Source organism: Ferrimonas sp. SCSIO 43195 (assembly GCF_023716685.1).
Taxonomy (GTDB): domain Bacteria; phylum Pseudomonadota; class Gammaproteobacteria; order Enterobacterales; family Shewanellaceae; genus Ferrimonas; species Ferrimonas kyonanensis.
This window is the reverse complement of record NZ_CP072679.1, coordinates 3,344,421-3,370,599: the sequence shown is the minus strand read 5'-3', so window position 1 is coordinate 3,370,599 and position 26,179 is coordinate 3,344,421. Positions and strand designations below refer to the sequence as shown.

Annotated in this window: 17 protein-coding genes; 13 read left to right on the top strand and 4 right to left on the bottom strand. The window is 54.3% G+C overall.

The window, feature by feature from the left end:
• Positions 1-12: 12 nt before the first annotated feature.
• The 4 genes from J8Z22_RS15640 to dinG are packed head-to-tail and all read right to left on the bottom strand — an operon-like array spanning position 13 to position 4,185.
• A complete protein-coding gene (locus J8Z22_RS15640; RefSeq protein ID WP_252007003.1) occupies positions 13-666 on the bottom strand; it encodes a DUF2057 domain-containing protein in 654 nt (217 codons plus the stop codon).
• Positions 667-678: 12 nt separating this feature from the next.
• Entirely contained in the window at positions 679-1,317 is a 639-nt protein-coding gene (locus J8Z22_RS15635) for a primosomal replication protein (protein ID WP_035415548.1), read from the bottom strand.
• A complete protein-coding gene (locus J8Z22_RS15630; protein ID WP_252007002.1) occupies positions 1,314-2,090 on the bottom strand; it encodes a TSUP family transporter in 777 nt (258 codons plus the stop codon). The genes J8Z22_RS15635 and J8Z22_RS15630 overlap by 4 nt, the downstream gene beginning before the upstream one ends.
• Positions 2,091-2,097: 7 nt before the next feature.
• Complete coding sequence (gene dinG / locus J8Z22_RS15625; RefSeq protein ID WP_252007001.1) at positions 2,098-4,185, bottom strand: ATP-dependent DNA helicase DinG; 2,088 nt, start codon at positions 4,183-4,185, stop codon at positions 2,098-2,100.
• Between the two features lie 63 nt (positions 4,186-4,248).
• Between dinG and J8Z22_RS15620 the strand changes: the two genes are divergently transcribed.
• The 13 genes from J8Z22_RS15620 to J8Z22_RS15560 all read left to right on the top strand — a co-directional run bounded on the left by J8Z22_RS15620 (position 4,249) and on the right by J8Z22_RS15560 (position 26,165).
• The gene (locus J8Z22_RS15620; RefSeq protein ID WP_252007000.1) at positions 4,249-6,576 is read left to right on the top strand and encodes a DNA polymerase II; all 2,328 of its coding nucleotides are present in this window, start codon (positions 4,249-4,251) and stop codon (positions 6,574-6,576) included.
• 228 nt (positions 6,577-6,804) lie between these two features.
• A complete protein-coding gene (locus J8Z22_RS15615) occupies positions 6,805-7,836 on the top strand; it encodes a porin (RefSeq protein WP_028112229.1) in 1,032 nt (343 codons plus the stop codon).
• A 572-nt stretch (positions 7,837-8,408) separates the two neighbouring features.
• Complete coding sequence (locus tag J8Z22_RS15610; protein ID WP_028112230.1) at positions 8,409-11,357, top strand: TonB-dependent siderophore receptor; 2,949 nt, start codon at positions 8,409-8,411, stop codon at positions 11,355-11,357.
• A gap of 220 nt (positions 11,358-11,577) precedes the next feature.
• Positions 11,578-12,219, top strand: a complete 642-nt coding sequence (locus J8Z22_RS15605) for a TIGR02466 family protein (RefSeq protein ID WP_252006999.1) — start codon at positions 11,578-11,580, stop codon at positions 12,217-12,219.
• Positions 12,220-12,943: 724 nt separating this feature from the next.
• Positions 12,944-13,720: a DUF3450 domain-containing protein gene (locus J8Z22_RS15600; protein WP_028112232.1), complete on the top strand. Its 777-nt coding sequence runs from the start codon at positions 12,944-12,946 to the stop codon at positions 13,718-13,720.
• Positions 13,720-15,081, top strand: coding sequence for a MotA/TolQ/ExbB proton channel family protein (locus J8Z22_RS15595; RefSeq protein ID WP_028112233.1), 1,362 nt, complete (start codon positions 13,720-13,722; stop codon positions 15,079-15,081). Before J8Z22_RS15600 ends, J8Z22_RS15595 begins: the two co-directional genes overlap by 1 nt.
• A 1-nt stretch (position 15,082) precedes the next feature.
• Complete coding sequence (locus J8Z22_RS15590) at positions 15,083-15,607, top strand: MotA/TolQ/ExbB proton channel family protein (protein ID WP_028112234.1); 525 nt, start codon at positions 15,083-15,085, stop codon at positions 15,605-15,607.
• Between the two features lie 12 nt (positions 15,608-15,619).
• On the top strand, positions 15,620-16,024 hold the full coding sequence (locus J8Z22_RS15585) for a biopolymer transporter ExbD (RefSeq protein ID WP_028112235.1): 405 nt from the start codon (positions 15,620-15,622) through the stop codon (positions 16,022-16,024).
• A gap of 2 nt (positions 16,025-16,026) precedes the next feature.
• On the top strand, positions 16,027-16,647 hold the full coding sequence (locus J8Z22_RS15580; protein ID WP_028112236.1) for an energy transducer TonB: 621 nt from the start codon (positions 16,027-16,029) through the stop codon (positions 16,645-16,647).
• Between the two features lie 12 nt (positions 16,648-16,659).
• Positions 16,660-17,913, top strand: coding sequence for a lipopolysaccharide assembly protein LapB (locus tag J8Z22_RS15575; RefSeq protein WP_252006998.1), 1,254 nt, complete (start codon positions 16,660-16,662; stop codon positions 17,911-17,913).
• A gap of 73 nt (positions 17,914-17,986) precedes the next feature.
• On the top strand, positions 17,987-19,813 hold the full coding sequence (locus tag J8Z22_RS15570) for a DUF885 family protein (RefSeq protein WP_252006997.1): 1,827 nt from the start codon (positions 17,987-17,989) through the stop codon (positions 19,811-19,813).
• A gap of 358 nt (positions 19,814-20,171) precedes the next feature.
• The gene (locus tag J8Z22_RS15565) at positions 20,172-22,688 is read left to right on the top strand and encodes a TonB-dependent siderophore receptor (RefSeq protein WP_028112239.1); all 2,517 of its coding nucleotides are present in this window, start codon (positions 20,172-20,174) and stop codon (positions 22,686-22,688) included.
• Positions 22,689-23,384: 696 nt separating this feature from the next.
• On the top strand, positions 23,385-26,165 hold the full coding sequence (locus J8Z22_RS15560; protein ID WP_028112240.1) for a TonB-dependent receptor: 2,781 nt from the start codon (positions 23,385-23,387) through the stop codon (positions 26,163-26,165).
• Positions 26,166-26,179 lie beyond the last annotated feature (14 nt).

The following is a 26,179-nucleotide window of genomic DNA, read 5'->3' as shown; positions in this document are numbered from 1 at the left end:
GGCCCCTTCGGGTTACATGTTCTGGATGGCCCAGCTCATGAAGTCCTTGCGGGTCTTCTCGTCGGCTTGTTGCCACCAGTACTTCAGCATCATCTGCGGGTTGGTGACGTCGTCGCCCTGCATATTGACCGAAGGCTGAGCAGCGCCGGTGGCGACCACGGCGCCCGGTGCGGTAGCGGCGATCACTTTCTTTTTGGCTTCCTGCTCCGGGGACAGGCCCTTGTTGAGGGTGTCGAAGAGGGTTTCCTGCTTGACCGAGGTCATCTCAACTTTGTAGGTGACGGCCTGGCCATTTTCCTGGGTGACGTTCAGAACTGGCTTCTGGGCGAAGGCTTTGGCCTGGTCCAGATCCCGAATCACCTCATGGGGGCGCACCTTGTACTCGCCATCGCTGTCGATGGTGATGTGCAGTAGGAAGGGGTCGGAGCTGACCCGCTGATGGCCGTCACCAAAGGGTTCTTCCACCAGATCTTTGTAGACCAGGGCGATAGTGTGCTGCCCTTTTTCCAACTCAATTTCGTCTTTATGGCTGAAAAAGTTGGACTTCACTTCCTGCCCATTGACTGCAATAAACTCAAATGACAGTGGAATGGTCAGTTCTGCAGCCAGGCTGCCAAAGCTCATTCCCCCGGCGATCATTGCCGCCAATACCGAGGCCTTATTCATCCTGCGCTCCTTTTATCTGTGCCCGCGCTTTTCAAGCTGAGCGATACGTTCTTCAATATAGGTCATAGCCTGGCGACATTGGCCGAGCCGTTTGTGGGTTGCCAGAATATCATTCTGTAGTTTGATTTTTTCTTGTCCTTGATGCAAATCCAGTTTTTGCTCAAGTTCACGGATTTTCTGCTCCAGCCGACTGGCCCAGTTCTGGTGTTTGCGCAGCTCGGCGTAGGCGCCGTTGCTGTTGCTCATCACCGATTGGGCAATCCACTGGTACTGGTTGTGGGGGCGCTGCTGCCATTGCCGGCGGCTTTTGAGCTTAGTGCCGGCCACCTGAACGCCGGTGGCCGCCATGGCCTGAGTGACCGCCTGATAGCGATCGCTGAACTGTTGACACAGGTACTCAAAGGTGGCCTCGGAGCCTGGGTGGTGGGACAGGCGCTCGAGGGCGGTCATGTCCTTGTCCATTTGAGCGATGCACTGACTCAGCGAGGCGCCGGTTTGTTCAAACAGTCCCTGATGGAAGCGATGGCTGTGGTTGAGAGCCTTTTCTGTGCTCTGATTCAGCTGGCGGTCGTAGTCCTGAACCTGCTGTTTCAGCTGGGCAAAGCGCTGGCGCAGCAGCTGCATCAATTCGCTTTGGCGACGAAAACTCATAACCAGGCTTCCAGAGCCAGCTTGCCAGCGATGATCAGCACCATGGTAATGAACACCGGCCGAATGAACTTGCTGCCAAAGCGAATGGCGGAGTGGGCGCCAATCCAGGCGCCGGCCATCAGGCAGACCCCCATGGCGATGCCAATGCCAAAGTGGACGTGTCCCAGGGCGATAAAGAACCCGAGAGAGGTGGCATTGCTGACAAAATTCATGCTTCTGGCCAGCCCGGAGGAGAGCAGAATATTCATTTTGTACAGCATCATGGAGGAAACGGTCCAGAAGGCGCCGGTTCCGGGGCCGGCAAAGCCATCGTAGAAGCCCAGCCCCAGCCCCTGAGTCCACTGTTTTACCTTCAACCCCAGAGTGCGCTCCGGGAGGCCCTTGTGTTCGTCACTGGGGCTGGGAGCGCACAGGGTGTACAGGGCGATGGCCACAATCACCAGAGGCAACAGCCGGTTCAGTATGTCGGCGGAAAACTGATCCACCGCCAGGGTACCGGCGGCGGCACCGATAAAGGTGGCGACAAAGGACTTTCGCCAGAAGGAGGGGTTAAACAGCTGTTTGCGATAATAGGTCCAACTGGCGGTCAGAGAGCCAAAGCTGGCGGCCAGCTTGTTGGTGCCCAGTGCCAGGTGCGGAGGCAGCCCGGCGGTCAGCAAAGCCGGTATGGTCAGCAGGCCGCCACCGCCGGCAACGGCATCGATGAAGCCGGCGGCAAAGGCCACTGCCGACAACAGCAACATCAAGTTCAGGTCTAAACCCAGTTCAATCATTTGGCTATCAATATTCTATATGGCGACGGTAGGGGGGCAGGGAGTCCAACAGTGAACTGCCGTAGCGCTTGGTGACCAGGCGCCGATCCAGAATGGAGATTCTGCCATAGTCGGTTTCGTTTCGAAGCAGACGACCGCAGGACTGTACCAGTTTTTTGGCCGCATCGGGAACCGCCAGCTGCAAAAAAGGATTGCCGCCCTTGGATTTGATGTACTCGGCGTGGGCCTGTTCCACCGGGGAAGTGGGAACCGCGAACGGTAACCGAGTGATGATCAGGTTAGTCAGGTACTCACCGGGCAGATCCAGACCTTCGGAGAAGCTGCTGGTGCCAAACAGGATGGAGACCTTACCATCATCGATGCGCTGACGGTGTTCGGCAATCAGCTCCGAGCGGGCCTTTTCGCCTTGCACCAGGATCGGCAGCTTCTTGTGCATCCTCAGGGTGTCGGCCACCGCTTCCATCTGTCGGTAGGAGGTAAACAGCACCAGGCTGGCGGTTTCCTCCTCCAGCAGTTCGGGGATGGTCTTGATCAGCATGTCGCCAAAGCGGTCGTCGCTGGGTTCAACGCTGACTTTAGGCAGAAACAGGGTGGCGCTCTGCTGGTAATCAAAGGGGGAGGGCAGGGCGGTATAGCGGGTGCCGTCGTTATTGCGCAGCCCGACCTGATGGCGGTAGTGATCAAAGCTGCCCAGGGCCATCAACGTGGCCGACAACAGGGCGACGCCGGCGGCCTTGCTCCACAGCATCTCCTCCAGCATAAAGCCGATCTCGATGGGGGAGGTGCACACCAGGTAGTCGGCCCGCTGCTGATACTCCACCCGCTCTATCCAGCGCGCCAGTGGCGCGCCGCTGCTGGGGGTCTCCCGGGCCATCATCAGCCACAGCTGCGACAAGCCCTCCAGCCGTTGCAGATGAAAGCCGATGTCGGCCACCAGAGGCTCAGCCTGCCAGCCTTTGATGTCGCCGTCTTTCACCGACTCCATCAACTGTTGCTGCAACTTGGTCAGGCGCTTCAGGGCCTGATTGGTGGCAAGCTTGAGATTTTCCGCCAGGGTGATCAGCACCGGCGGCAGTTCGCCGCCTTCGAACCGGTGCCTGAGCTCTGGATTGTCAAAGATGGCCGGATTGGCTTCGCAGAATTCCACCACCTGGCCAAGGCTATCGCCAATGGCTTCGATGTCGCTGGTGAGCTCGGTGGCCTGATTGGTGGCGCGATCACTGCGCAGTTCTCGGGCCAGCTTATGGGCAGACTTTTCCAGTTTTCCCAGCCAGTCGGCGGTGCTCTTCATATTGGCGCTGGCAGCAGAGAAGTCGCGGGTGACCTGAGGCAGGTGGTGGGCCTCATCGATGATGTAATACATGCTGTCGGGATCGGGCAGGATTTTGCCGCCGCCCAGTTCGAGATCCGCCAGCAACAGGCTGTGGTTGACGATCAACACGTCCCAGCTGTCCATGTCGTCGCGGCTCTTGTGGAACGGACAATCCCGGTGGGCGGCCAGCTGTTTGTTGCAGCTGTGCTTGTCGGAACCAATTTGCTGCCACAGGTAATCCGCTACCGGCTCAGGAACACTGTCGACCTCGCCGTTCCATTTGCCGTTGTGGTAGGCCTGATGCAATCGCTTCAGCAGGGCGATGTCGGCGCTGGCCGGTTTGCTTTCCCACAGCGCCTGCTGCCCCTGCTCATTGTCGCCGGCTTCACCGGCCAGCAGTTCCAGCTTGGATAAGCAGACGTAGCGCTGGCGTCCCTTGGCCAAGCCGAATTTAAACTCCATGCCGCTGTGGCGCTGCACCAGAGGCAGATCCTTGTACATCAACTGTTCCTGCAGGGCGACGGTGGCGGTGGCGATGCAGACCTTGTTGCCGGATGCCAGTGCCTGAGGAATGGCGCCCAGGCAGTAGGCCAGTGACTTACCGGTGCCGGTGCCGGCCTGAACCACCATGATGCGGCGCGACTTTTCATATTCACCGGCCAGGGTCTTGGCGATTTCGGCGATCAGGAAATTCTGCTCCTTGCGGCGGACGAAGTTCGGGATCGCTTCCGCAATGCCGTTATAGGCCTGGCGGGTCATTTTTTTGGTTTTGTCACTGAGCATGCTGCGGCTTATATGGGGAAAGTCAGCTGTACATAATACCAGTGTTTACGTCAGAATGCCTGTATGACCGATTCAACCCCCTCCCGTGGCTGGTTATTAAGCCGCCATCAGCACAGCGGCCCTGGCGGCCTGTCATTGGTTTACTGGCTGGCAACCGATTCCGGGCCGTATCGACTGGAGGTGGCCGGGCAAGGGTTTTTGGGGTTTGTGCCCCAGCAGCAACAGGCGGCGTTGCGCCAGTGGTTGTTTCCCTGGCCAGCCAGCCAGTGGTCGCTGGCCGCCATTGAGCTGATCAGTTTCGATGGTCAGCCCCAGTGTGCCCTCTACTGTTATTCCCACAAACTGTGGCTGCAGCTGCAGAAATACTGTGCCAGCCGGGGGATTCCGTTGCTGGAGAGTGATGTGCGCAGCTGCGACCGGTTTCTGATGGAACGCCGGGTGACGGCTGCGCTGGAGTGGAAACAGGGCCCCAAGGGGGTTCAGTTAAGGCCGCTGCAGTGGCGTCCCAGCCTGAAGGTGGTGTCCCTGGATATCGAGTGTTCTCGAGACGGAGAGCTGTACTCCATCGGTTTGTACGCCGACAGCGATAAGCGGGTGTTGATGCGAGGCGCTCCCCAGCCCCAGTCGCCTGAATATCTCTCCTGGTACTCGAATGAGAAAGCCCTGCTGCAGGCCTTACTGCTGTGGTTTGAACGCCACGACCCCGACGTCATCATTGGTTGGAATGTGGTGGGGTTTGACCTTAAATTATTGCAACGCCGGGCTGAACAGCATGGAATGGCGCTGACGCTGGGCCGAGGCCAGACCGAACCCAGGTGGCAACAGGAGGCCGGGCCGGGGCGTGGCTACGGCCTGGAAGGCCGAGTGGTGCTCGATGGCATCGATTGGCTGAAAGCGGCGTTTTACCATTATGACAGCTACGCCCTGGATAACGTCGCCCAAGCGTTGCTGGGAGAAGGCAAGGCTTGCCAGAATAGTGGTAACCGCATGGCCGAGATTGAGCACAACTTTCATCATGACCCGTTGGCGCTGGCCCATTATAACCTGATGGATTGTGAGCTGGTCTGGCGTATCTTCGAGAAGCTGGACCTGCTGGCGTTTGCCTGTAGCCGAGCCCAGTTGACCGGATTGGAGATGGACCGGCTTGGCGGATCGGTGGCGGCATTTAATAATCTCTATTTGCCTGAACTGCACCGAGCCGGCTATGTGGCTCCGGATCTGAACGAGGCCGATATCGCCCCCAGTCCAGGGGGCTACGTGATGGACTCGGTTCCCGGGCGTTACCGCAATGTACTGGTGTTGGATTTTAAAAGCCTGTACCCCAGCATTATTCGCACCTTCCTCATCGATCCCATGGGCATGGCGGCGGCGGAGTCGGCGCCGGATGAGGCCCGCATTCGCGGATTCCGCGGTGCTTTTTTCCATCGCCATCAACATCGATTGCCGGCCATCATCGAAGCGTTGTGGCGCCAGAGGGAGTTGGCTAAGACCAATAACGACAAACCGCTGTCCCAGGCCATTAAGATTTTGATGAACTCCTTTTACGGTGTGCTGGGGGCGGCCGGTTGTCGTTTTCATGATCCCAGGCTCGCCAGTTCCATCACCATGAGAGGCCACGAGATCATGAAAACCACCCGAGCCTGGATCGAAGAGGCCGGGTACGAGGTGATCTATGGGGATACCGACTCCACCTTTGTTCATGTCGGCCAATGGGCGACGCGGGCGCAAGCTAATGGCATTGGCCGTGAGCTGGTCACTCTCATCAACCGGCGCTGGCAGCAAAAGCTGCAACAGGAGGTCGGGCTGGAGAGTGTCCTGGAGCTGGAGTTCGAAACCCTGTTTGATCACTTCTTTATGCCCACCTTGCGCGGTGCCGAAACGGGCTCGAAGAAGCGCTACGTTGGTGCGGTCGGTGACGGCGAGTCTCTGACCCTGGTGTTTAAAGGGATGGAGACCGTACGCAGCGACTGGACGCCGTTGGCCAGGCAGTTTCAACAGCGGTTGTACCAAAGCTGGTTCGAGGGGCGGCCGGTCGAGGCGTTGATTCGCCAGCAGGTGCAGGCGCTGATGGCCGGGGAGTGTGATGAGTTGCTGGTGTACCGGAAGCGACTGAGGCAGTCCCTGGAAAGTTATCGTTCCAGGGGCCCGCACGTCATCGCCGCCGAAAAGGCGAATACACTGGCTGGGCGGGCGCGTTATCACAAGGGCAGTCAAATAGCCTATATAATGACCTCTCAGGGAGCGGAACCAGCAGAAAATTGCGTATTAACGCCGGATTACGGCCATTATTTGGAAAAACAGATACAACCTATTGTTGAGCCGATATTGGCCCATTTAACGCCACCAACCACACTGGAGCGATTATTAATGGGGCAATTAGGTCTGTTTTAAAACCGGTCAATAGTTAATGCGTTGTAAAAGTTGTGCGGTTATAGTGATAACGTTTGTGATTTGAAGGTGTAAAAGGCAGATAAATTCAATCTGACCATCAAAAGTGTGATCGTGATCTATATGTGCTCTGAGAAATTCTTGCTAGTCTCGTCTGCCTTCACTGGATGAACGATGCTCGCTACGGATTGGGAGACATATTAAGAATCAGACACACAAAGGTTAGGTTAGATGAAAAAGTCACTTCTTGCAGTTGCTGTTCCAGCGTTATTGGCCGCTCAGGCTCAAGCCGTTGAGTTGTATAACGACGGTGTCAATTCCGTTTCCATGGGCGGTTACCTGGCCATTCAGCTGGATGACGCTTCAGGTGACGCAGAGATTAATGATAACTCTCCTCGCATCAACTTTGGCTTTGTGAACCAACTGGGCAATGGTTATGTCCTGGATGCCAAGCTGGAAACCTCCATCAACCTGGTTGAAGGTGGCGAGAGCTTTAAATCCCGACTGGGTTACATCGGCATCGGTCATGACGATTACGGTCGTGTGTCTGTAGGTAAACAGTGGTCTGTTTACTATGACGTTGCTCTGGTTACCGATTACCCGTACGGCTTTGCTGCCGACCACCTGGGTATCTACTCGTTCGGTAAAGACGGCGGTGAATCTGGCCTGGGCCGTGCCGACAAGGCGCTGCAATACCACAACACCCTGAGCCTGGGTAACGCCGGCGATCTGACCCTGGGCCTGCAGTGGCAGGGCGCCGACAACGGTCTGGACGATCGCATGGGCGGCAGCCTGGTCTACACCATTGGTGAGATCCGTCTGGGTGCCGCCTACTACGGTGGCGACGTTGACGGCAGCTTTGACGCCAGCAGCAGCGTGCAACTGGCCGACGGCGAAAGCCTGGAAGCGACCATCGTGTCCGCCAGCTACGGTACCTGGGGTAAAGGCCTCTACGGTGCGGTTGCCTACATGCAGGGCGACAACGTTGAAGCCGGCTACCGCTTCGAAGGTGAGTCCGAAGGTTTTGAATCCATGGTCTCCTATGGTTTCGAAAACAGCACTAACCTGTACGGTCAGTACCGTTTCGTTAAATCCGATGAAGTCATCGCTGAACTGGGTCGCAAGTTCGACGAATCTCAGCTGATCACCGGTGTGGGCTACAACCTGTCCAGCAATGCCACCGTGTACGGCGAATACAAATTCGGCCTGGGCGACGACAACGATGACAACGCATTTGCCATCGGTATCCGTTACTACATGTAATTCCTGAGCGGGTTACATAAGAAAAAGCCACCGCTTGCGGTGGCTTTTTTGATCGTGATTTTGACTTTTTGTTGGAGGTGATAGTGCCGTTTTAAAAGGGCGGTTTTGCGGCTGTTTTAATAGCGACAAAAAAATCTGACTATTTTTTATGCAGAAGTGAATTTGCTGACTATGCTTACTTTGGTTGGCGACAAACTCATGTGTTTCTTTTGTTGTGAACATTGTTTGGTAAATGTTATTGCAAATTGTCAATGAACGGATTTTGCACACTCTTGTGTCGAAATTGTTATGACTGAACAATTTGAACGTCTGTGGTGTTTTTTTGTCATTAACTGGCCTTATGGTCTGCTTTGGCTGTGGTTTTGCAGTGCCTTTCTCTAATTATTTCTCCTTACACTTCTTTTTGAATTTCCTTTCTGTGTCCATCTCGTGATGCTGGGGTTGCGTATTTGTTGCGGCATTGATTAGTATCTTGCTTGCAACGGGGCCAGCCCCAAGCCGCAGTGTCAGATAGGAAAAACTGACGTGACGGATAAAACAATAAACACATTGATGTGTCTAGGGAGATAAACATGCAAAGCAGCATCGTTTCAAAAGCTGTTCGATTAGCAATGATTACCGGCGCTTCCGCTGCAGCCTTGACTGCTCCGGCTGTCTGGGCTGAAGAAGAAGATGTAGAGCGCATTGAGGTTACCGGTTCCCGCATTAAGCGTGCCGACATTGAAGGTGCCAGCCCTGTTTCCGTGATTACCGCAGAACAACTACAAGCAACCGGTATTGTGAAAGTTTCTGACGCACTGCAGCAGTTGAGTGCGGCTCAGGGGGGCATCACTACCGCCGTCAACAACGGTGGTGAAGGTAAGTTGTCTATCGACCTGCGTGGTCTGGGCGCCAAGCGTACTCTGGTTCTGGTGAACGGTCGCCGTTTCGTGAACTCTGGTACCGGTGCCAACGACTCTGTGGATTTGAACAACATCCCGGTTTCCATGGTGAAGCGCATCGAAGTCCTGAAGGACGGTGCGTCAGCGGTGTACGGCTCTGACGCCATCGCCGGTGTGATTAACGTTATCACCAAGAACGACTTCGAAGGCTTCGAGTTCTCCGCTCAATACGGTGAAACCACCGAAGGCGATGGTGATGAGTACGAGTTGAGCGCCACTTTCGGCTCCAACTTTGAAAAGGGTAACGTCGTTGTTAACGTCGGTTACTACAACCGTGGCGAAGTTCGCCAGGGCGACCGCTCGTTCTCCGCATGTCCTCTGTCTGAGAACGCCGATGGCACTTACTGTGCCGGTTCGGCTAACTCCATCGGCATGGGCGCCTTTGTCAACGGTAGCGAAGGCCTGGCCATCGGCTCCGACGGTAACTTCTTCGGTTACATCGGCGACACCAAGGTCAGCGATCCGAACTCCGACGATCCGGATGCCACCACCTACGAGATCTTTGACCAGGCGGGGACCGCCATCGGTCACTTGTCTGATGAGGGCGTAAGCTCCTATGAGCCATGGCTGCAGTTCGAGCCAGGCGGTGACGGTTCCTCTTCCGACAAGGGCTACCACCCATTTAGTGATGCCGACCGTTACAACTACGCGGCAGTCAGCTACCTGTCCACCCCGGCAGAGCGCGCTAACTTCTCCGTTAACGGTACTTACGAGTTCAATGATGACCTGCGTTTCATCAGTGAAAACAGCTTCGTATGGCGTCACTCCAATCAGCAGATGGCTCCTCAGCCAATCAACTACACGCTGAATAACTGGACCCTGCCAGCCAACTACCCGTACGCGCAGAACTACAGCTTCCTGCCAGACGGCATCACTGCCGGTACCATCAACCCGGTTACCGGTGAAGCGGTGACCGGTCAGGATCAACTGTGGCCTCTGCGTCGTATGACCGAGGTGGGCCCACGGATCTTCGAGCAGACCGTGTACACCTGGCGTACCGTGGTCGGCTTCGAAGGCACCCTGGCCGATGAGTGGCAGTGGGGCGTGTCTTACATGGCCGGTCGTAACGACGCCAAAGACGTCTCTGACAACTACATCAACATGGACCGTGTGGTTAAGTCCGTTACTGAAAACTGTGAAGGCGTAAGCCCAGACGGTACCGGTAACAACCCGGACGCGCCTTGTATCAACTACTTTGGTGAAGGTTCGCTGACGCCAAATGATGTTAAGTACATCGCCTACACCGACCAAGGCACCGGCTTTAACCAGCAGGAGATCATCGAAGCGCACATCTCTGGTGATGCGTTTGATATGCCAGCGGGCGCCGTCGGCATTGCTGCCGGTATCGAGCACCGCCGTGAAAGCGCCGGCTTCCAGCCTGACGCACTGACGGTTGCGGGTCTGGGTTCAGGTAACGCACAGGATCCAACCTCCGGTCGTTACGACGTTTCCGAAGCCTTCGTTGAATTAGCGATTCCTGTTGTCGCTGACGCTGGCTTCATCGAGAACTTCGATATTGAAGCGGCGGTTCGTTACTCCGATTACAGCACCTTTGGCAGCGACACCAACTACAAGATTGGTGCCACCCTGCGTACCGGTGGCGGCCTGATGCTGCGCTCCGTAGCCTCTACCGCATTCCGTGCGCCTACCGTAAACGAGCTGTTCGGTGGTCAGTCTGACTCGTACGAGAACTACGCCGATCCTTGTAGCAACGCCGATGCCAACGCCACGGTCAAGGCTAACTGTATTGCCGATGGTGTGACTCCAGGTACCCCGCAGCAGAACCAACAGACCCGTGCCAAGGTGGGTGGTAACCCAGATCTGCAGGCAGAAACTGCCGATACCTTTACCGTGGGTCTGGTGTATGAGCCAACCTTCATCGAAAACCTGAGCATGACCGTTGATTACTATGACATCGAGATTGAAGATGCCATCAGTAACGTTGACGTGAACACTAAGGTCGACGTGTGCTACAACTCCGCCAACGGTGGTGTTGACGGTACCGGTACCTTCTGTAACGACATCGGTCGTGATGCGGTAGGTCAGATTGACGGCGTGATCGCCACTCTGGAAAACGTTGCTAACATCCAAACCAGCGGTCTGGATTTCAACGTGGCCTATAACTTCGATGCGGCTGGCCTGGACTGGCGCGTAGATTACGAGTCCACCTACCTGCTGGAGTACGATTTCACTCCTTATGCCGGTGCGGATCCGTTTGACTACGTTGGCCAGGTGTTCTCCTCCGGTGGCTCCTACGTTGAGTGGAAGCACTCCTTCAACGCCGCTGTACGGGGTGATACCTGGGCGTTCAACTACCAGATGCGCTACCTGGAAGGCCTGGATCGCTTCGAAGCCGACCCTGCCAAGCCTAAGCTGGGTGACAGCACCGATGCGGTTATGTACCACGACATCTCCGGTAGCTACTTCGTCAACGATTACGTGACTGTAACCGCGGGTATCGATAACCTGTTTGATGAAGAGCCTCCATACGTCACCAACGGTATCGACGGTAACACCGATACCTACACCTACGACGTACTGGGCAGCCGTTGGTATGTTCAGACCATCGTTAAGTTCTAAGCTCTGAGCCGTCTCAGATAACAGAGCGATAGTGAAGGCCACCCTGAAGGTTTGGGGTGGCCTTTTTCATGGCTGACTGTCTGGATTTGACCGCGCTGTTGGGTAGGAAAAGCCGTTGTGGCTGGTATATAGTAGTGGGCCTGTGAGATGACCCAGGGAGTGGGGACCACTCCGGACCAAGGTGTCTGGTCATCCGGGTGTCAGTGTTCAGGGACGTATTATGAGTCAATTACAATTATTTCCGGCTTTTGCCGTGCCTATGGCGACCGCTACTCTGGAGGGCGCCGAGCAGCTAAACCCCCAACTTAAAAAGCGCTTTTTTGAACTGGAGCAGGCCGGTTTTGAAGAGACCCACACCCCGACCACCCGGGTGAATATTTTTGAAAGTAACATGGACCTGTTTACCCTGCAGGATCCTCCTTTACAGCAGCTTCGGCAGTTTTGTCTCTCCTCAGTCATGTCCATTGTCGCCAGCACGACCCGTAAGAGTGCCGATGAGATGCGACAGTTGAAACTGAAAAACCATGCCTGGTTTCACATTACCCGCAAGCATGGCTACATCGCCTACCACAACCATCCGCTGGCGTCCTGGTCGGCGGTGTATTACGTCGATGTTGGCGAGGCCAACCCGGACTACCCGGAGTCCGGGCAGATTCGGTTTTTTCATCCCAGTTCCTCTAATCAGATGTTTATGGACGCGGGAAACACCAGCTTTTCAGCCCCTTTTCATCAAGGAACCCTCTCTTTTGAACCAAAAGCCGGTCAGTTGCTGATTTTCCCCTCTTATCTGATGCACGAGGTGGCACCGTTCATGGGGGAAGGTGAGCGAATCTGCGTGGCAATGAACTGCTGGTTTGAGTAGGCGCTGATGTTGATGGTGACCCGTGGCTTCAGACCGAAGCACAATAAGTTATTCGAATCGCGATAGCTTTGAATCGGCGACTGCCGGTGGTTAAGGACGACAGTGGTTGCACGATTTTGGGCCGTTTTCTGACCTTCCATGGGCGCAGAAAGGAGTCGCTGGCTACCTTGGGTCTCTGTCCAAAGCTGATGCCAACACCGGGATAAAACTCTGCCCGAACCTGGGGTGGAAAAATTTAGTTACATCAACAGCTAACTATGAGGTGACGTTATCGATTCATCATCATCAAAGATGGTGAAATCCCGCTCTCAAACGGCGATGTTGATTTCGTTTATGTAAACAGAATTGATGGAGTCATCATCTGGGCATAGGGGTATGGCGATACATTATCCTGCTGAGGGGTGGGTCTGGGCGCAGTATAATCCAATCGCAACGGACTATTTTTTGAGGAAAAATAGGGAAAAATCCCGTTTTGAGCGAATATTGCTCAATCCTTTTTGTTTACACAATCTTAGTGCCCTGCGAGTGTTAGTAACACGGTTGACACACCTTGGTAAACTGTGGAAAGATGCGAGTGCGCTCACCTTTATATAGGAAAAGAGAGCAAGGGATATATAAAAAATAGACCAATAAAGTAGGACTGGCTCTGGCGCAATGCTTAGCGAACACACTGGAAATTGAAGTGTTCAGAGTCGCAAACTCACAACAAGACTGGTTGGGAACTATGTCCGTGATTAGTAAAAGAACCGCACTAGCAACTGCCTTTGCAATGACATTGGCAGGAACAGGCGTCGCTTCGGCAGCCGATTTGGCTGGCATTCAGAAAGCTGATGCCCAAATTCAACAAGATGCAGTTAAGTCTCAGAAGAAGATTAACAAGCTGTATGACCAAGCTCAGGACATGCTGTTCGACTACCGCCTGGTTGTTGACGAGTATGAAACCCTGAAGTCTTACAACGATTACTATGCCGGTCTGGTAGCGGATCAAGAAGCCAACATCGCTTCTCTGCAAACTCAGATTGGTGGTATCGAGAAGACCAAGCAAGGTGTTATTCCACTGACTTTCAAGATGATTGAAACCATGGACCAGTTCGTTGAACTGGACGTGCCTTTCTCCATCGATGAGCGTCGTGCCCGTGTGGCTCGCCTGAAAGAAGTGATGGGTGACTCCAACGTTTCCACTGCGGAGAAGTACCGTTTGGTTCTGGATGCGTACCAGATCGAAAACGAGTACGGCAACAAGATGGCCGCTTACGAAGGTAAGCTGAACATCGAAGGCAAAGAGCTGACCGTGGATTTCTTCCACCTGGGTCGCGTGGTGTTCCTGGCTCAGTCTCTGGACCAGAAGAACGGTTGGGTATGGGATAATGCATCCCGCGGCTGGAAAGCCCTGCCTGATGAGTCCATGCGCAGCGTTGCCAACGCAATCAAGATGGCGCGTAAGCAAGCCGCTCCTGATCTGCTGAAATTGCCTGTTCGTACCGCGGAGGGAGCAGAATAATGAAAAAGTTAATCTCTACCGCTATGGTAGCGGCCGCCCTGTCTTTCAGTGGTGCCGCCCTGTCTGCCGAAGCGCCGAAAGCCGTGTCTCTGGATCAACTGCTGAACCAGGTTAAGACCGAGCGTCAATCCGATGCCAAGCTGAACAAGAAGCGTGAGTCCGAGTTTACTTCTGAGCGTGCCGATAAGGCGGCGCTGCTGAAGAAAGCCAAGGCGCAACTGGCTGCTGAAAAGCAACGTGGTGAAGATCTGGTTCGTCGCTTCAGCGACAACGACCAGACCATCAACCAGTTGAACAAGGACCTGGAAACCGCCAAAGGTGACCTGGGTGAGATGTTCGGTGTGGTTCGTCAGGTGTCCAACGACACTGCCGGCCTGATCGATGCTTCTCTGATCAGCGCTCAGTACCCTGGCCGTGAAGACCTGATGTTCAAACTGGCTCAGGCTAAAGAACTGCCTACCATCAAAGAGCTGGAAGAGCTGTGGATCTCCCTGCAAACTGAGATGACTGAGTCTGGCAAGGTGGTTAGCTTCAACGCGCCGGTTACCGATTCTAACGGTAACGTGTCCGAGCAGAAAGTGACCCGTGTTGGTCCCTTCACCCTGCTGGCCAACGGCGAGTACCTGAGCTACAACGCCGAGACCGGTACCGTACTGGAACTGCCTAAGCAGCCAGAAGGCTTCAAGGTTGCGACCGTTAAGAAGTTCCTGGGCGCGGGCGCCGGTGAAGTCACCGACACCTTCGTGGATCCTTCTAAAGGCGCATTGCTGGCGGTGTACACTCAGAAAGCCTCTCTGGAAGAGAAGTTCCACCAGGGTGGCACCGTGGGTTACATCATTGCAGCCCTGCTGGCCTTTGGCCTGCTGATTGCCGTATGGAAAGTGGTTTCCCTGACCGCAACTTCTGCCAAGATTCGTTCTCAAATCAAGAACGTGGATAACCCAGGTAACAACCCTCTGGGCCGCATTCTGAAGGTTTACAAAGAGAACACCAACGTTGACGTTGAAACTCTGGAACTGAAGATTGACGAAGCGATTCTGAAAGAAACTCCGAAAATTGAACGTGGTGTACCACTGATTAAGGTACTGGCGGCCATTGCTCCTATGCTGGGTCTGCTGGGTACCGTAACCGGTATGATCAAGACCTTCGAGAACATCACCCTGTTTGGTACTGGTGATCCGAAGATCATGGCCGGTGGTATCTCCATGGCTCTGGTTACAACTGTTCTGGGTCTGATTGCAGCACTGCCTCTAATTCTGACTCACGCTCTGGTTGCCGGCCGTGCTCGCGCGGTAGTGGATGTACTTGAAGAGCAAAGCGCCGGAATTGTAGCAGCACACGCTGAAACAAGGAGCAAGTGATATGCTTTACCTGATAGAGCTCTGGGAATCTGTCAGGGACTTCATGGCAACAGGCGGTGACGTTCTCTGGCTTGTAGCAGGTGCCCTCTTTTTGATGTGGGTGCTGATGCTGGAACGTTACCTCTACCTCAGCTTTGTGTTCCCTAAGGTGCGCAAAGAGGTGGTAGACAACTGGCACGCCCGTGAGGATAAAACCTCCTGGCATGCTCACCGAATCCGTGAAGCATGGCTTTCCCAGGCCAAAGAACAGTTAACTGCCCGAATGGGGCTTATCAATGCGCTGGTGGCCATCTGTCCAATGCTCGGCCTGCTCGGTACCGTTACCGGCATGATCGCAGTATTTGAAGTGATGGCAGTACAAGGCACAGGTAACCCCCGCTTGATGGCAGGTGGTATCTCGATGGCAACTATTCCGACTATGTCGGGCATGGTGGCAGCACTGTCAGGGGTATTCTTCAGCACCAGGCTGAACGCATCCCTGAAGGTGTCTGCTGAGAAACTGCAAGATAGTTTGTCACACCACTAGAGAGAGTTTTTTATGGCACGCAAAAAGCATGCAAGCGCCTCTGAGGGTGCGGAAGTCGATATGACGCCGATGCTGGACATCGTTTTCATCATGCTGATCTTCTTCATTGTAACGACCTCGTTCGTGAAGGAGTCTGGTATTGACGTGAATCGTCCTAAGGCGCAACAGGCGAGTAAGAAGCCTTCGGCTAACATCTTTATCGCAATTAACGAAGCTGGCATCGTTTACATGGAGAAACGGGAAGTCGACATTCAACGCGTACGTGCAAACGTAGAGCGGATGTTGGCCGAATCGCCAGAAGCTTCTGTCATGATCCAGGCAGACAAGGCCGCCAAACACGGCGTCGTTGTTAAGGTGATGGACCAGGTGAAAGCCGCCGGTATCAACACCATTTCTGTCGCAGCGAAGGAAGAGTAATTATGCAGCGATCACTGTTAGCCCTAATTCTCGGCGCAGCGGTGACCTTCGCTCTGTTCTCTTTCATGGCGTTTTTGATCGATGGTGGCGCCAAGCGCGCCGCCAATTCAGTCGACCTGCCGCCAATTGAGATTGTGATGGATCGCCAGGACGCGAAAGCCCAGAACCGAGACCGGCCTAAGCCTAAGCCGCCTAAGCCGCCGGAAAAGCCGCCAGAGCCTATCGATCTGCAACCTGAAACCAATGACGTTTCAGATGCTGTATCCATTAATGTCCCAAGTGTAGACCTGGGTAACGTTAATGCCGGTATGGGTGATGTGGGCGGCGCCATGATGCGCGACGGTGATGCAACTCCGATTGTTCGAATGGAACCTAAGTGGCCGATGAAAGCGCTCCGAGAGGGCAAAGAAGGTTACGTAGTGATGAAGTTCACCATCAACGAGTTGGGTCAGCCTGAAAACATCGTGGTCATCGAAGCTGAGCCGAAGCGCCTGTTCGATAAAGAAGCGAAGCGCGCCCTGCGTAAGTGGAAGTACAAGCCGAAAATTGTTGATGGCAAGCCGGTTAAACAGCCTGGCATCACGGTTCGTCTGGACTTCAAACTGAATAAAGACCAAGGCTAAGGAGGAGGTATCATGCGCATGAAAAGCAAACTGCTGCCTGCTCTGTTGCTGGCAACCCTAGGCGCCGGCGCGGTAGCGCCTGCAGCCCTGGCAGCAGAAAAGTGCCCCGCCGATGAGCGCAAGACCAAAGTGGTCTCTGAGCGAGTCGGTAAGAAGATTCAGAAAGCGTTCGAGCTGTACAGCGCCGATCAGCTGGATGAGGCTTTGGCGCTGCTGCTGGAGATCGACCCTCGGAAGGACTTTGACAAAGCCTACGTCAACCGCTTTATCGGCAACATCTACGCCGGCAAAGAGGGTAAGGCCAAAGTCGCCATGAAGCACCTGCAGTTGTCTGTGGATGCGGACCTTCTCGGCGGAACCGATCAGGCTCAGGCGATGCGTCTGCTGGCCGACCTGCGTATGCAGGAGAAGGATTACAAGGCGGCTCTGAAAGGCTATGAAGACTGGATGGCGTTTACCTGTAAGGAAGACATGAATGTCTACCTGCGCATGGGTAGTGCCCAGTTTGAGCTGAAACAGTTCGATAAAGTAATTCCTCTGGCTGATCACGCCATTCGGTTGCAGAAAAAGCCGAGTAAAAACGCTTACGTTCTGAAGATGGGCTCTTACTATGAGTCCAAGCAGTACAAGAAAGCGGCGGCAGTCGTCGAAGATATGGTGGAGCTGTTCCCGGAAGAGAGCAAGCTGTGGGTTCAGTTGGCTCAGATGTACATGCTGAGTGAAAACTACACCAAGGCCCTGTACACCATGGACGTCGCTTATCGCCAGAATCTGCTGGAGAAGCCATCTCACTATAAGATGCTGGCCCAGCTGTACGCTCAGAACGAGATCCCTTATAAGTCGGCCGTGATTCAGGAGCAGTACCTGAGCAACGGCATGGTAGAGAAAGATGAGTCGGCATTGTCGATGCTGGCCAACACCTACCACCAGGCTAAAGAGATTGCCAAAGCGGCCAAGTACTACGGCGAAGCCGCAGCTCTGACCAACAGCGCCAAGCATTACACCAAGCAGGCTGCCCTGCTTCTGGAGTCCCAGAAGTACAAGGCGGCACAGGCTGCGGGTAAGAAGGCGTTGAAGGCGGACGGTTTGAAGAGTGCCGGTCAGGTTCAGATGATTCTGGCTCAGGCGTACTTCTATAACGACCAGTTCAAGGAAGCGTACAAGGCCTGTAAGGCAGCGACCAAGGATAAGAAAACCAAGAAGGCTGCGACCAGCTGGTTGTCTTATATCGAGGACACCGCCAAGCGGAAAAAGGTTTCCATCTAAATTAAAAGCCCCGCTTGCGGGGCTTTTTTCATTCCCTTCCAGCCCATGGAATAACAATAACAAGGAGCCCTTCATGAGAATGGCACAACTGGCCCTGGCGGTAACCCTGACCATTGGACTCGGGGGCTGCAATCCCTCCGCCAGTCCAGAGTCTCAAGCCCCGTCTCCTGCTTCCCAAGTTTCTCAGTCAGCCGACCAGCAGTATATGCAGCTGGTGGAGCGCTATTTTGATGATCAATTGGCGCTGAACCCCATCAACGCCACCTTTGTGGGTCGCAGCGAATACAACCACCTGTTTGGTAACGAGCTGTCAGAGCAGTACCTGAAACAGCGTCACGACCTTAATACTCAGATGCAATCGGATCTGGCTCGAATTGAGATTGAGTCGCTGTCACCTCAGCATCAAATTGGCTATCAGGTGATCGGCTATGACGTGCAGATGGCGCTGAAGGACGAGACTTTTCCATCACGATGGCTACCCTTGAACCAGTTTTACAGCAAGGTGTTTACCCTGGTGCAGCTGGGCAGTGGCGAATCGGCTCAGCCGTTTGAGACTGAGCAGGATTTCGATAACTTTATCGGCCGGATGAATGGGTTTTCCCAGTGGGTCGACAGCGCCATCGAGCGGATGCAGCAGGGGATTGACTCAAAAGTGGTGTTACCTCGAGTGCTGGTTGAACGGATGATTCCTCAGATTGAGGCTCAGTTGGTGACACAACCGCAAGACAGCATCTTTGCTCAGCCTTTGCAGCAGTTGCCAGACAACCTGACCCCGGCTCAGCAGCAGGCGCTGCAAAGCCGTTATAACGATGCCATCATGACGGTTTTGATGCCGGCATTGCAGAAGTTGAATACCTACCTGAAGCAGGAATACCTGGCCGCCTCCCGCGGCTCTCACGGTTGGTGGGGACTGACCAATGGCAAGGCCTGGTATCAGCATCTGGCCAACCTGCACACCACCACCACCATGCCGGTGGAGGAGATTCACGAGTTGGGGCTGCAGGAAGTGGCTCGAATCCTGGAAGAGATGGATAAGGTTCGGCAAAAAGTCGGTTTTGACGGTGACCTGGCCGCGTTTTTTGAGCACCTGGGCTCTGACCCGGAATTTTTCTTCGAGGATAAGCAGGGACTGGTCGATGGCTACATGACCCTGAAAACCAAGATCGATGCGGTGCTGCCGAGTTATTTCGATGTGTCGCCGAAGGCCGATTACGTGGTCAAGCCGGTGGAGCCGTTCCGTGAACGCTCTGCCGCCGGCGCCAGTTACGAAGCACCAGCACCGGACGGCAGCCGTCCCGGCGTGTTTTACGTTAACACCTATAACCTGAAGGCCCAGCCCAAATGGGGGATGACCACGCTGTCGTTGCATGAGGCAGCACCGGGCCACCATTTTCAGATCGCCATTAAGCAGGAGCTGGACGATGTGGCCAGTTTCCAGCGTTTTGGTGGCTACACCGCCTTTGAGGAGGGCTGGGCACTGTATGCCGAGTACCTTGGCATAGAGATGGGGCTGTTCAGTGACCCCTATCAGTACTTTGGTAAGTTATCCGACGAAATGCTTCGCGCCATGCGTCTGGTGGTGGATACCGGTTTGCATGCCAAGGGTTGGAGTCGTGAGCAGGCGATTCAGTACATGCTGGATAACAGCCCCATGGCGGAGTCGGATGTTACCGCCGAAGTTGAGCGCTACATGGCGATACCCGGTCAGGCGTTGTCCTACAAGGTGGGGCAGTTGAAGATCCTGGAGTTGCGTAACTATGCGCAGCAGCAGTTGGGTGACAAGTTTGATATCAAGTCATTCCACAATCAAGTGTTGACTTCCGGATCACTGCCGATGGCGGTATTGGAACAAAAAATTTACTTGTGGGTCGACAATCTGCGAGCCCAGTCAAAAAATTAGCCCCGGCGAATTTTCCCAACGTTTCAACTCTCACAAAACCGTGATCTCGATCACGGTTTTGTTTTTTGCCGCGAGCGAGTTGTTAAACTGACTTAACGGTCGGATTCTCTGCATAAAACTCCACGACCCAGTGGATTAGCCTCCTTTCGCAAGCAAATTAACTGTAAATAAAGTATGCGCATGCGGATGTCACACCAAACGCAATTTATGTTTAACAAGGTCGCTACACCAGCATAGCACTCTGTTTCTTGATCTTATTCATGGTGTTTAACACTATCGTGGGGTGGTTCGCAGAATATTAAACAAATAACGGCGGACCGTTAACGATTACAACAAAAAGCACATTAGGGAGTAAGGGATGAAGAATCAGACGATTCTGGCTAGAGCCGTGCGTTTGGGAATGGTGGCCGGTGCCATGGCGCCGGTGATGGCGGTGAGCATGGCCAATGCCGAAGAGGGCATGGAGGATGTGGAGCGCATTCAGGTCACTGGTTCTCGTATTCAGCGCCAGGACATGGAAACCGCGTCACCGGTAACGGTGATCGATTCTGCCACCATTAAAGCCGAAGGTTACACCTCGGTGGATCAGGTGCTGCAATCTCAGCCATCGATGGCTGGGGCAGCGGTAGGCTCGACCACCAACAATGGCGCCGATGGCGTGGCTCAGGTGGATTTGCGTGGCATGGGTGCCAACCGCACCTTGGTGTTGCTCAATGGTCGCCGTATGGTGAATTCCGGCTCTGGCGCCGACAGTGCCGTGGATCTGAATACCATCCCGGTCGCCATGATTCAACGTATCGAAGTGCTGAAAGATGGCGCATCTGCGGTGTATGGCTCTGACGCCATTGCCGGGGTAGTGAACATCATCACCAAAACCGACTTCGAAGGCTTCCAATTTGATGTTAACGGCGACATTACCGAAGAGAGTGATGGCGAGAACATCGAGATCTCCGCACTGTACGGTACCTCTACCGACAGCGCCAACTACACCGTGGGTTTCTCCTACACCGATCGCGGTGAAGTGATGCAGGCCGATCGCGCCTGGGTTCCGCCTGGATCAAGCTCTTTTGTGCCTGGTGGCAACCTGGGCGGTTACGTGCCTAATGAGGATGGCACCTGGAAAGAGCGGGACAGCGGTTACGATTATACCGAAGACAGCTATCTGCAGACCCCCAGCACCAAGTACAGTGTGTTTGCCAACACCACTCAGGAGTTGGACAACGACATGGTGTTTACCGCTGATGTGCTGTATACCCGCCGCGAATCCAGCCAGCAGATGGCCCCGCAGCCGGCAGACGTGATGTTGGATGTGTGTGGCGAAGCCGGTGCGGACCCGGATCGTTGCATCACCCTGACCGATGAGATGCTGGCTGCCGGCATCACCGCCGATGACACCGGCCGGGTTAACTACCGTCGCCGTATGGTGGAAGCTGGCCCACGTATCTATGAGCAGGAAACCGATACCATTCGTGCCTCCGCCGGGTTGTCTGGTGTGGCGGACATCAATGAAGGCATGGACTGGGATTTGTCCTACACCTATGGCCGTAACCGTGCCGATACCAGGGTAAAGAACTCCATCAATGCGGTTAAGATGGAAGACTCCATCTACGCCAATCAGGATGATTGGTTCAGTGGCAATCCCGATGACATCGCCGGTTACATTGATGATATCTCTTTTGTTGAAACCAACGACGGTGGCAATGATCAGCACATCGTCGCCGGTGTCATCAGTGGCGATCTGTTTGAAGTGGATGCCGGTATGGTGTCGTTCGCACTGGGCGCCGAGTACCGCTATGAAAGTGGCTACTACAACCCGGATCCGGTGATTGTTGCCGGTGAAGGCACCGCGGCACAGCAGGATCCCACCGACGGTGATTACAACGTTTTCTCCATCTATGAAGAGGTGGCGATTCCGGTAACCGACTCGCTGACGGCGGAATTTGCGCTTCGCTACGATGAGTACAACACCTTTGGTGGTGCCACCACCTGGAAAGTGGGTCTGACCTGGGAAGCGACCGATGACTTGATGCTGCGTAGCGTCGTCGCCACCGGTTTCCGTGCCCCTAACGTTTCCGAGCTGTACGGCGGTAATACCGGTTCCTACGATTACCTCATCGACCCATGGGGCAATGCCCAGGATCCGCAGATTCTGGTTAATAGAACCTCGGATGAGGATCTGCAGGCGGAAGAGTCCGACTCGTTGACGGTCGGCCTGGTGTACGCACCCAGCTATGTGGATGGCCTGTCATTTACCCTGGACTACTGGTCGTTCAAGATCGATAACGCCATTGCCCGTATGGATGTACAAGCCGGTTTAAACGCCTGTCATGATGGTGATGTCAGTGCCTGTGAAACCTTCAACATTACCCCAGATGGCAACCTGGAGAACCTGACCAGCCCGCTGACCAACGTTGGCTATCAGGACACCAGCGGTGTGGATTTCAATGCTCACTACAACTTTGAGGCATTGGGTCTGGACTGGCGCATTAACAACGATCTGACCTACCTGATCGAGTTTGAGCAGGATGGTGTCGATTACACCGGTACCGTTGGTGGTATGTTCGGTGGCTACGCGGAGGTAAAGAACAACTTCACCCTGACCGCGGCCTACGACGATTTCTCGGTGCTGTATTCGGCTCGCTACATCGGCTCCATGGACGAACTGAACTCTGGTGAGAAGATTGACTCCATTACCTATCACAATGTGTCCGGTACCTACTTCTTTACCGATTCGGTCAGCGCCACCATTGGTGTTCGTAACCTGACCAACGAGGAGCCGCCAATGGTTCCAAATGGCAACGATGCGGGCACCGTACCTGAGGTGTATGAGACCATCGGTCGCACCTACTTCGGTGGTGTGTCGGTTCGTTTCTAAGCTGAGATTTGATTGGCAGGGGCAGCAGACGCTGCCCCTTTTTTATGTGTACAGGTAGGTGGAGGTAAAAAACATCAAGGCGGTTCGAAATTCACCCAGTGCGTGCATGGATCTCATATTTCGCCAGTGCGTGATGTTGGTTCGGTAGGGGTTTATGGTGCCAAACCTGCTTATCGGATGCCCGTTTTTATTCTTTTGAAGTCGTTGATAGTTAATATTCCTGCTGGCTTTTTCTACCGCCGGCGGTTCTCTATAGTGATTTCTCCTTTCATTTCAGTTCATACGCGAGATCCTTTTGCGCTCACACTCTGCAGCAAATATTAGATCTTGATCACGCTTGCTTTTTGGGCGTAATCGTCTGATGCAGCGAATAACTAGTCAATTATCCAGTTCGAGAAATTTACATAAAAAAAGCGATCTTTTTTGTTGCGCAAATGTTGCTGGTAATGCGGGCGAAACTGACGTTTTTTACCCCCTACATTCGATTTTGTGAGGTTTAACTCAATTTGATGGGGCAATTACTAATCTGTTAAAAACAATTCTCATACATTTTTAACATTTATGAAACTGTCATCAGGTTGACACAATGTTGCCTGTCGGTGCAGCATTTAACAAAGAGTGAATAACTCTTTATCAACAAAAATGAATAAGTAGGCGCTTTCGTTAACTGAAAAGTGCTGTTCAGGGAGAATTATAATGACAACCCATTCGACTGTTTCTAAGGCAGTTCGTCGCGCCATGCTGGTTGCAGCCGGCGCAACAGCATTTACTGGTTTTACTACCGTAGCTGCTGAAGGCGAAGACAGTGTTGAACGTATTGAAGTAACCGGCTCTCGCATTAAGCGTGCCGACATGGAAGGATCCAGCCCGGTTACCGTGATTGATTCATCCGCCATCTCTGCATCTGGCGCCACCTCCATTGATGGCGTGCTGCAAACCTTGACCGCCGCCGGCGGTGCCATGACCAACCCCGGCATCAACAACGGCTCTGGCGGTAACTCCCGCATTAACCTGCGCGGCCTGGGTTCTCAGCGTACGCTGGTTCTGGTTAACGGTCGTCGTATGATTGCGTCCGGTACCGGTGCGGCCTCCACTGTGGATCTGAACACCATCCCCGTTTCTATGGTTCAGCGCATTGAAGTACTGAAGGACGGCGCTTCTGCGGTTTACGGTACCGATGCGGTTGCCGGTGTAGTGAACATCATCCTCAAGCGTGATTTCGAAGGCTTTGAGATGAACGCTCAGTACGGCATGTCCGGTGAAGGCGATGCCAAAGAGTCCAGCATCGACTTTACCCTGGGTACTGCTTTCGACAAAGGTCACCTGGTATTGGGTGTTCAGTACACCGACCGCGGTGAAGCGTCTCAGGCCGACCGTGATTTCTCAAAATGTCCGCTGAACGAAGCTGGCGACGGTAGCGCACCTTACTGTGGTGGTAGCTCCTACGCCGAAGGCGGTCACATCTGGGGCGACAACAACTTTGGTATCGTCGGTACTGGCCCTGATGGCGCCTATGCCATTGGCGATTCTGGCACTTACGGCGGTTATGTCGCCAAGCTGGATGATGCTGGTAACCCGGTACTGGACGACGATGGCAATCAGATTCCGGTATTCGAGTACCACGATGGCATGAGTGAAGCGGACCTGAGTGGCCGTGGTGGCGAATACCACGATTTCACTAACGCCGACAAATACAACTACTCGGCGACCAGCTACCTGTTCACCCCCATGCAGCGCATCAACGTAACGGCCAACGGCTCTTACGAGGTAGCGGACAATGCAACCTTCTTCTCCGAAGTGATGTACACCAAGCGTTGGTCCGAGCAGCAGATGGCGCCTCAGCCTATCTGGAACAGCGAAGCGTGGGTCTACGATCCAATCAGCGCCGGCGGTTGGATGACCGACGACCTGCTGCCTTGGGTCCAGCCTGGTGAAGAACTGAGCTACGGCCGTCGTATGAGCGATACCGGTAACCGTGAATTCTCTCAGACCGTTGATACCTTGCGTGTTGTTGTCGGCTTTGAAGGTGAGTTCGACAATGGCTGGGGCTGGGACGTGTCCTACAACAAGGGCCGTAACGACTCCATCGATACCCTGGCGAACCTGCACAACATCGGTGCCATCAACGACGCCGTACAGGCGGGCGATTTTGACCCCTTCCTGCAGTCCTCCTGGCAGGGTGAGAGCATCGCGCCGTTCATCTACACCGAGCTGAATGCCGGTAGCAGTGAGATGGACATCGTGGCCGCCACACTGAGCGGTGAGCTGTTTGAACTGCCTGCGGGTTACGTGGGTTTTGCCACCGGTTACGAGCACCGCCGTGAGTCTGCCAAGTACACTCCCGATTCTCTGACCGCACAGGGCCTGGCCAACGATCCGCGTGTTGAGCCAACTTCAGGTTCTTTCACCGTTGACGAAGCCTACGTTGAATTCCTGGTTCCGGTTCTGTCCGACATGTTCCTGGCCGAAAACGTTGAACTGAGTGCAGCGGCACGTTACTTCGATTACAGCACCTTCGGTGATGATTACACCTGGAAGCTGGGTCTGACCTGGCGGGTAAACAGCGACCTGATGGTTCGTGGTGTGGCGTCTACCGCTTACCGTGCTCCGACCGTTGATGAGCTCTACGGAGGTAAGTCTCCTTCGTTTGACCAGATCACTCACCCGGCAACTGACCAGACTCAGGCCGAAGTGACCGTGGGCGGTAACGAGTTGCTGACTCCGGAAGAAGCCGACATCTACACCGTCGGTGTGGTGTATGAGCCAAGCTTTGTTGACGGTCTGTCTTTGACACTGGACTACTACAACATTGAAATCTCCAACGCCATCAGCTCCGTGGATTCCAACTACATTGCTAACCAGTGTATGGATGCCGGCGGTAACCTGATCAACGCGTCTACCGCCCTGTGTCAGGCATCGAACATTGCCATCGACGGCAGTGGTCGCATCAGTTTTGACAACGGCCTGCAGAACCTGGGTGGTGCCTTAACCTCTGGTTACGACATCAACATTGCGTACGCATTTGAAGCCGCGGGTCTGGACTGGCGTGCCAGCCTGGATACCTCCATCCTGGATGAGTTCGAAGAGCGCGATCAGGATGGCAACATCCTTGATTACACCGGTTACATCACGTCTGGCAGCGGTGCTTACGCCGAGTTCAAGAGTAACTTCACTCTGACTGCCGCCGGCGATGACTGGAGCGCCAACTACGAGCTGCGTTACATCGATGGCATGGATTCCTTCAGCTGTAAGGATGATCCGAGCGACTGTTACGCGCCGAGTGTGGATTCCATCGTCTACCACGATATCTCAGGTGCGTACCACGTGACCGATACCGTGACCATCTCCGGTGGTATTAACAACCTGTTGGATGAAGAGCCTCCATACTACTCTGGCAACAACGACTCCAACACTGACCCGTACACCTACGACGTACTGGGCCGCTACTTCTACGTGAAGGCCGGCGTTAAGTTCTAATTAACGTTGAGTGT

Excerpts from the sequence above, each read along its gene's own strand:
- J8Z22_RS15640 (WP_252007003.1), bottom strand. The coding sequence starts at position 666 with ATGAATAAGGCCTCGGTATTGGCGGCAATGATCGCCGGGGGAATGAGC.
- J8Z22_RS15635 (WP_035415548.1), bottom strand. The coding sequence starts at position 1,317 with ATGAGTTTTCGTCGCCAAAGCGAATTGATGCAGCTGCTGCGCCAGCGC.
- J8Z22_RS15630 (WP_252007002.1), bottom strand. The coding sequence starts at position 2,090 with ATGATTGAACTGGGTTTAGACCTGAACTTGATGTTGCTGTTGTCGGCA.
- dinG (WP_252007001.1), bottom strand. The coding sequence starts at position 4,185 with ATGCTCAGTGACAAAACCAAAAAAATGACCCGCCAGGCCTATAACGGC.
- J8Z22_RS15620 (WP_252007000.1), top strand. The coding sequence starts at position 4,249 with ATGACCGATTCAACCCCCTCCCGTGGCTGGTTATTAAGCCGCCATCAG.
- J8Z22_RS15615 (WP_028112229.1), top strand. The coding sequence starts at position 6,805 with ATGAAAAAGTCACTTCTTGCAGTTGCTGTTCCAGCGTTATTGGCCGCT.
- J8Z22_RS15610 (WP_028112230.1), top strand. The coding sequence starts at position 8,409 with ATGCAAAGCAGCATCGTTTCAAAAGCTGTTCGATTAGCAATGATTACC.
- J8Z22_RS15605 (WP_252006999.1), top strand. The coding sequence starts at position 11,578 with ATGAGTCAATTACAATTATTTCCGGCTTTTGCCGTGCCTATGGCGACC.
- J8Z22_RS15600 (WP_028112232.1), top strand. The coding sequence starts at position 12,944 with ATGTCCGTGATTAGTAAAAGAACCGCACTAGCAACTGCCTTTGCAATG.
- J8Z22_RS15595 (WP_028112233.1), top strand. The coding sequence starts at position 13,720 with ATGAAAAAGTTAATCTCTACCGCTATGGTAGCGGCCGCCCTGTCTTTC.
- J8Z22_RS15590 (WP_028112234.1), top strand. The coding sequence starts at position 15,083 with ATGCTTTACCTGATAGAGCTCTGGGAATCTGTCAGGGACTTCATGGCA.
- J8Z22_RS15585 (WP_028112235.1), top strand. The coding sequence starts at position 15,620 with ATGGCACGCAAAAAGCATGCAAGCGCCTCTGAGGGTGCGGAAGTCGAT.
- J8Z22_RS15580 (WP_028112236.1), top strand. The coding sequence starts at position 16,027 with ATGCAGCGATCACTGTTAGCCCTAATTCTCGGCGCAGCGGTGACCTTC.
- J8Z22_RS15575 (WP_252006998.1), top strand. The coding sequence starts at position 16,660 with ATGCGCATGAAAAGCAAACTGCTGCCTGCTCTGTTGCTGGCAACCCTA.
- J8Z22_RS15570 (WP_252006997.1), top strand. The coding sequence starts at position 17,987 with ATGAGAATGGCACAACTGGCCCTGGCGGTAACCCTGACCATTGGACTC.
- J8Z22_RS15565 (WP_028112239.1), top strand. The coding sequence starts at position 20,172 with ATGAAGAATCAGACGATTCTGGCTAGAGCCGTGCGTTTGGGAATGGTG.
- J8Z22_RS15560 (WP_028112240.1), top strand. The coding sequence starts at position 23,385 with ATGACAACCCATTCGACTGTTTCTAAGGCAGTTCGTCGCGCCATGCTG.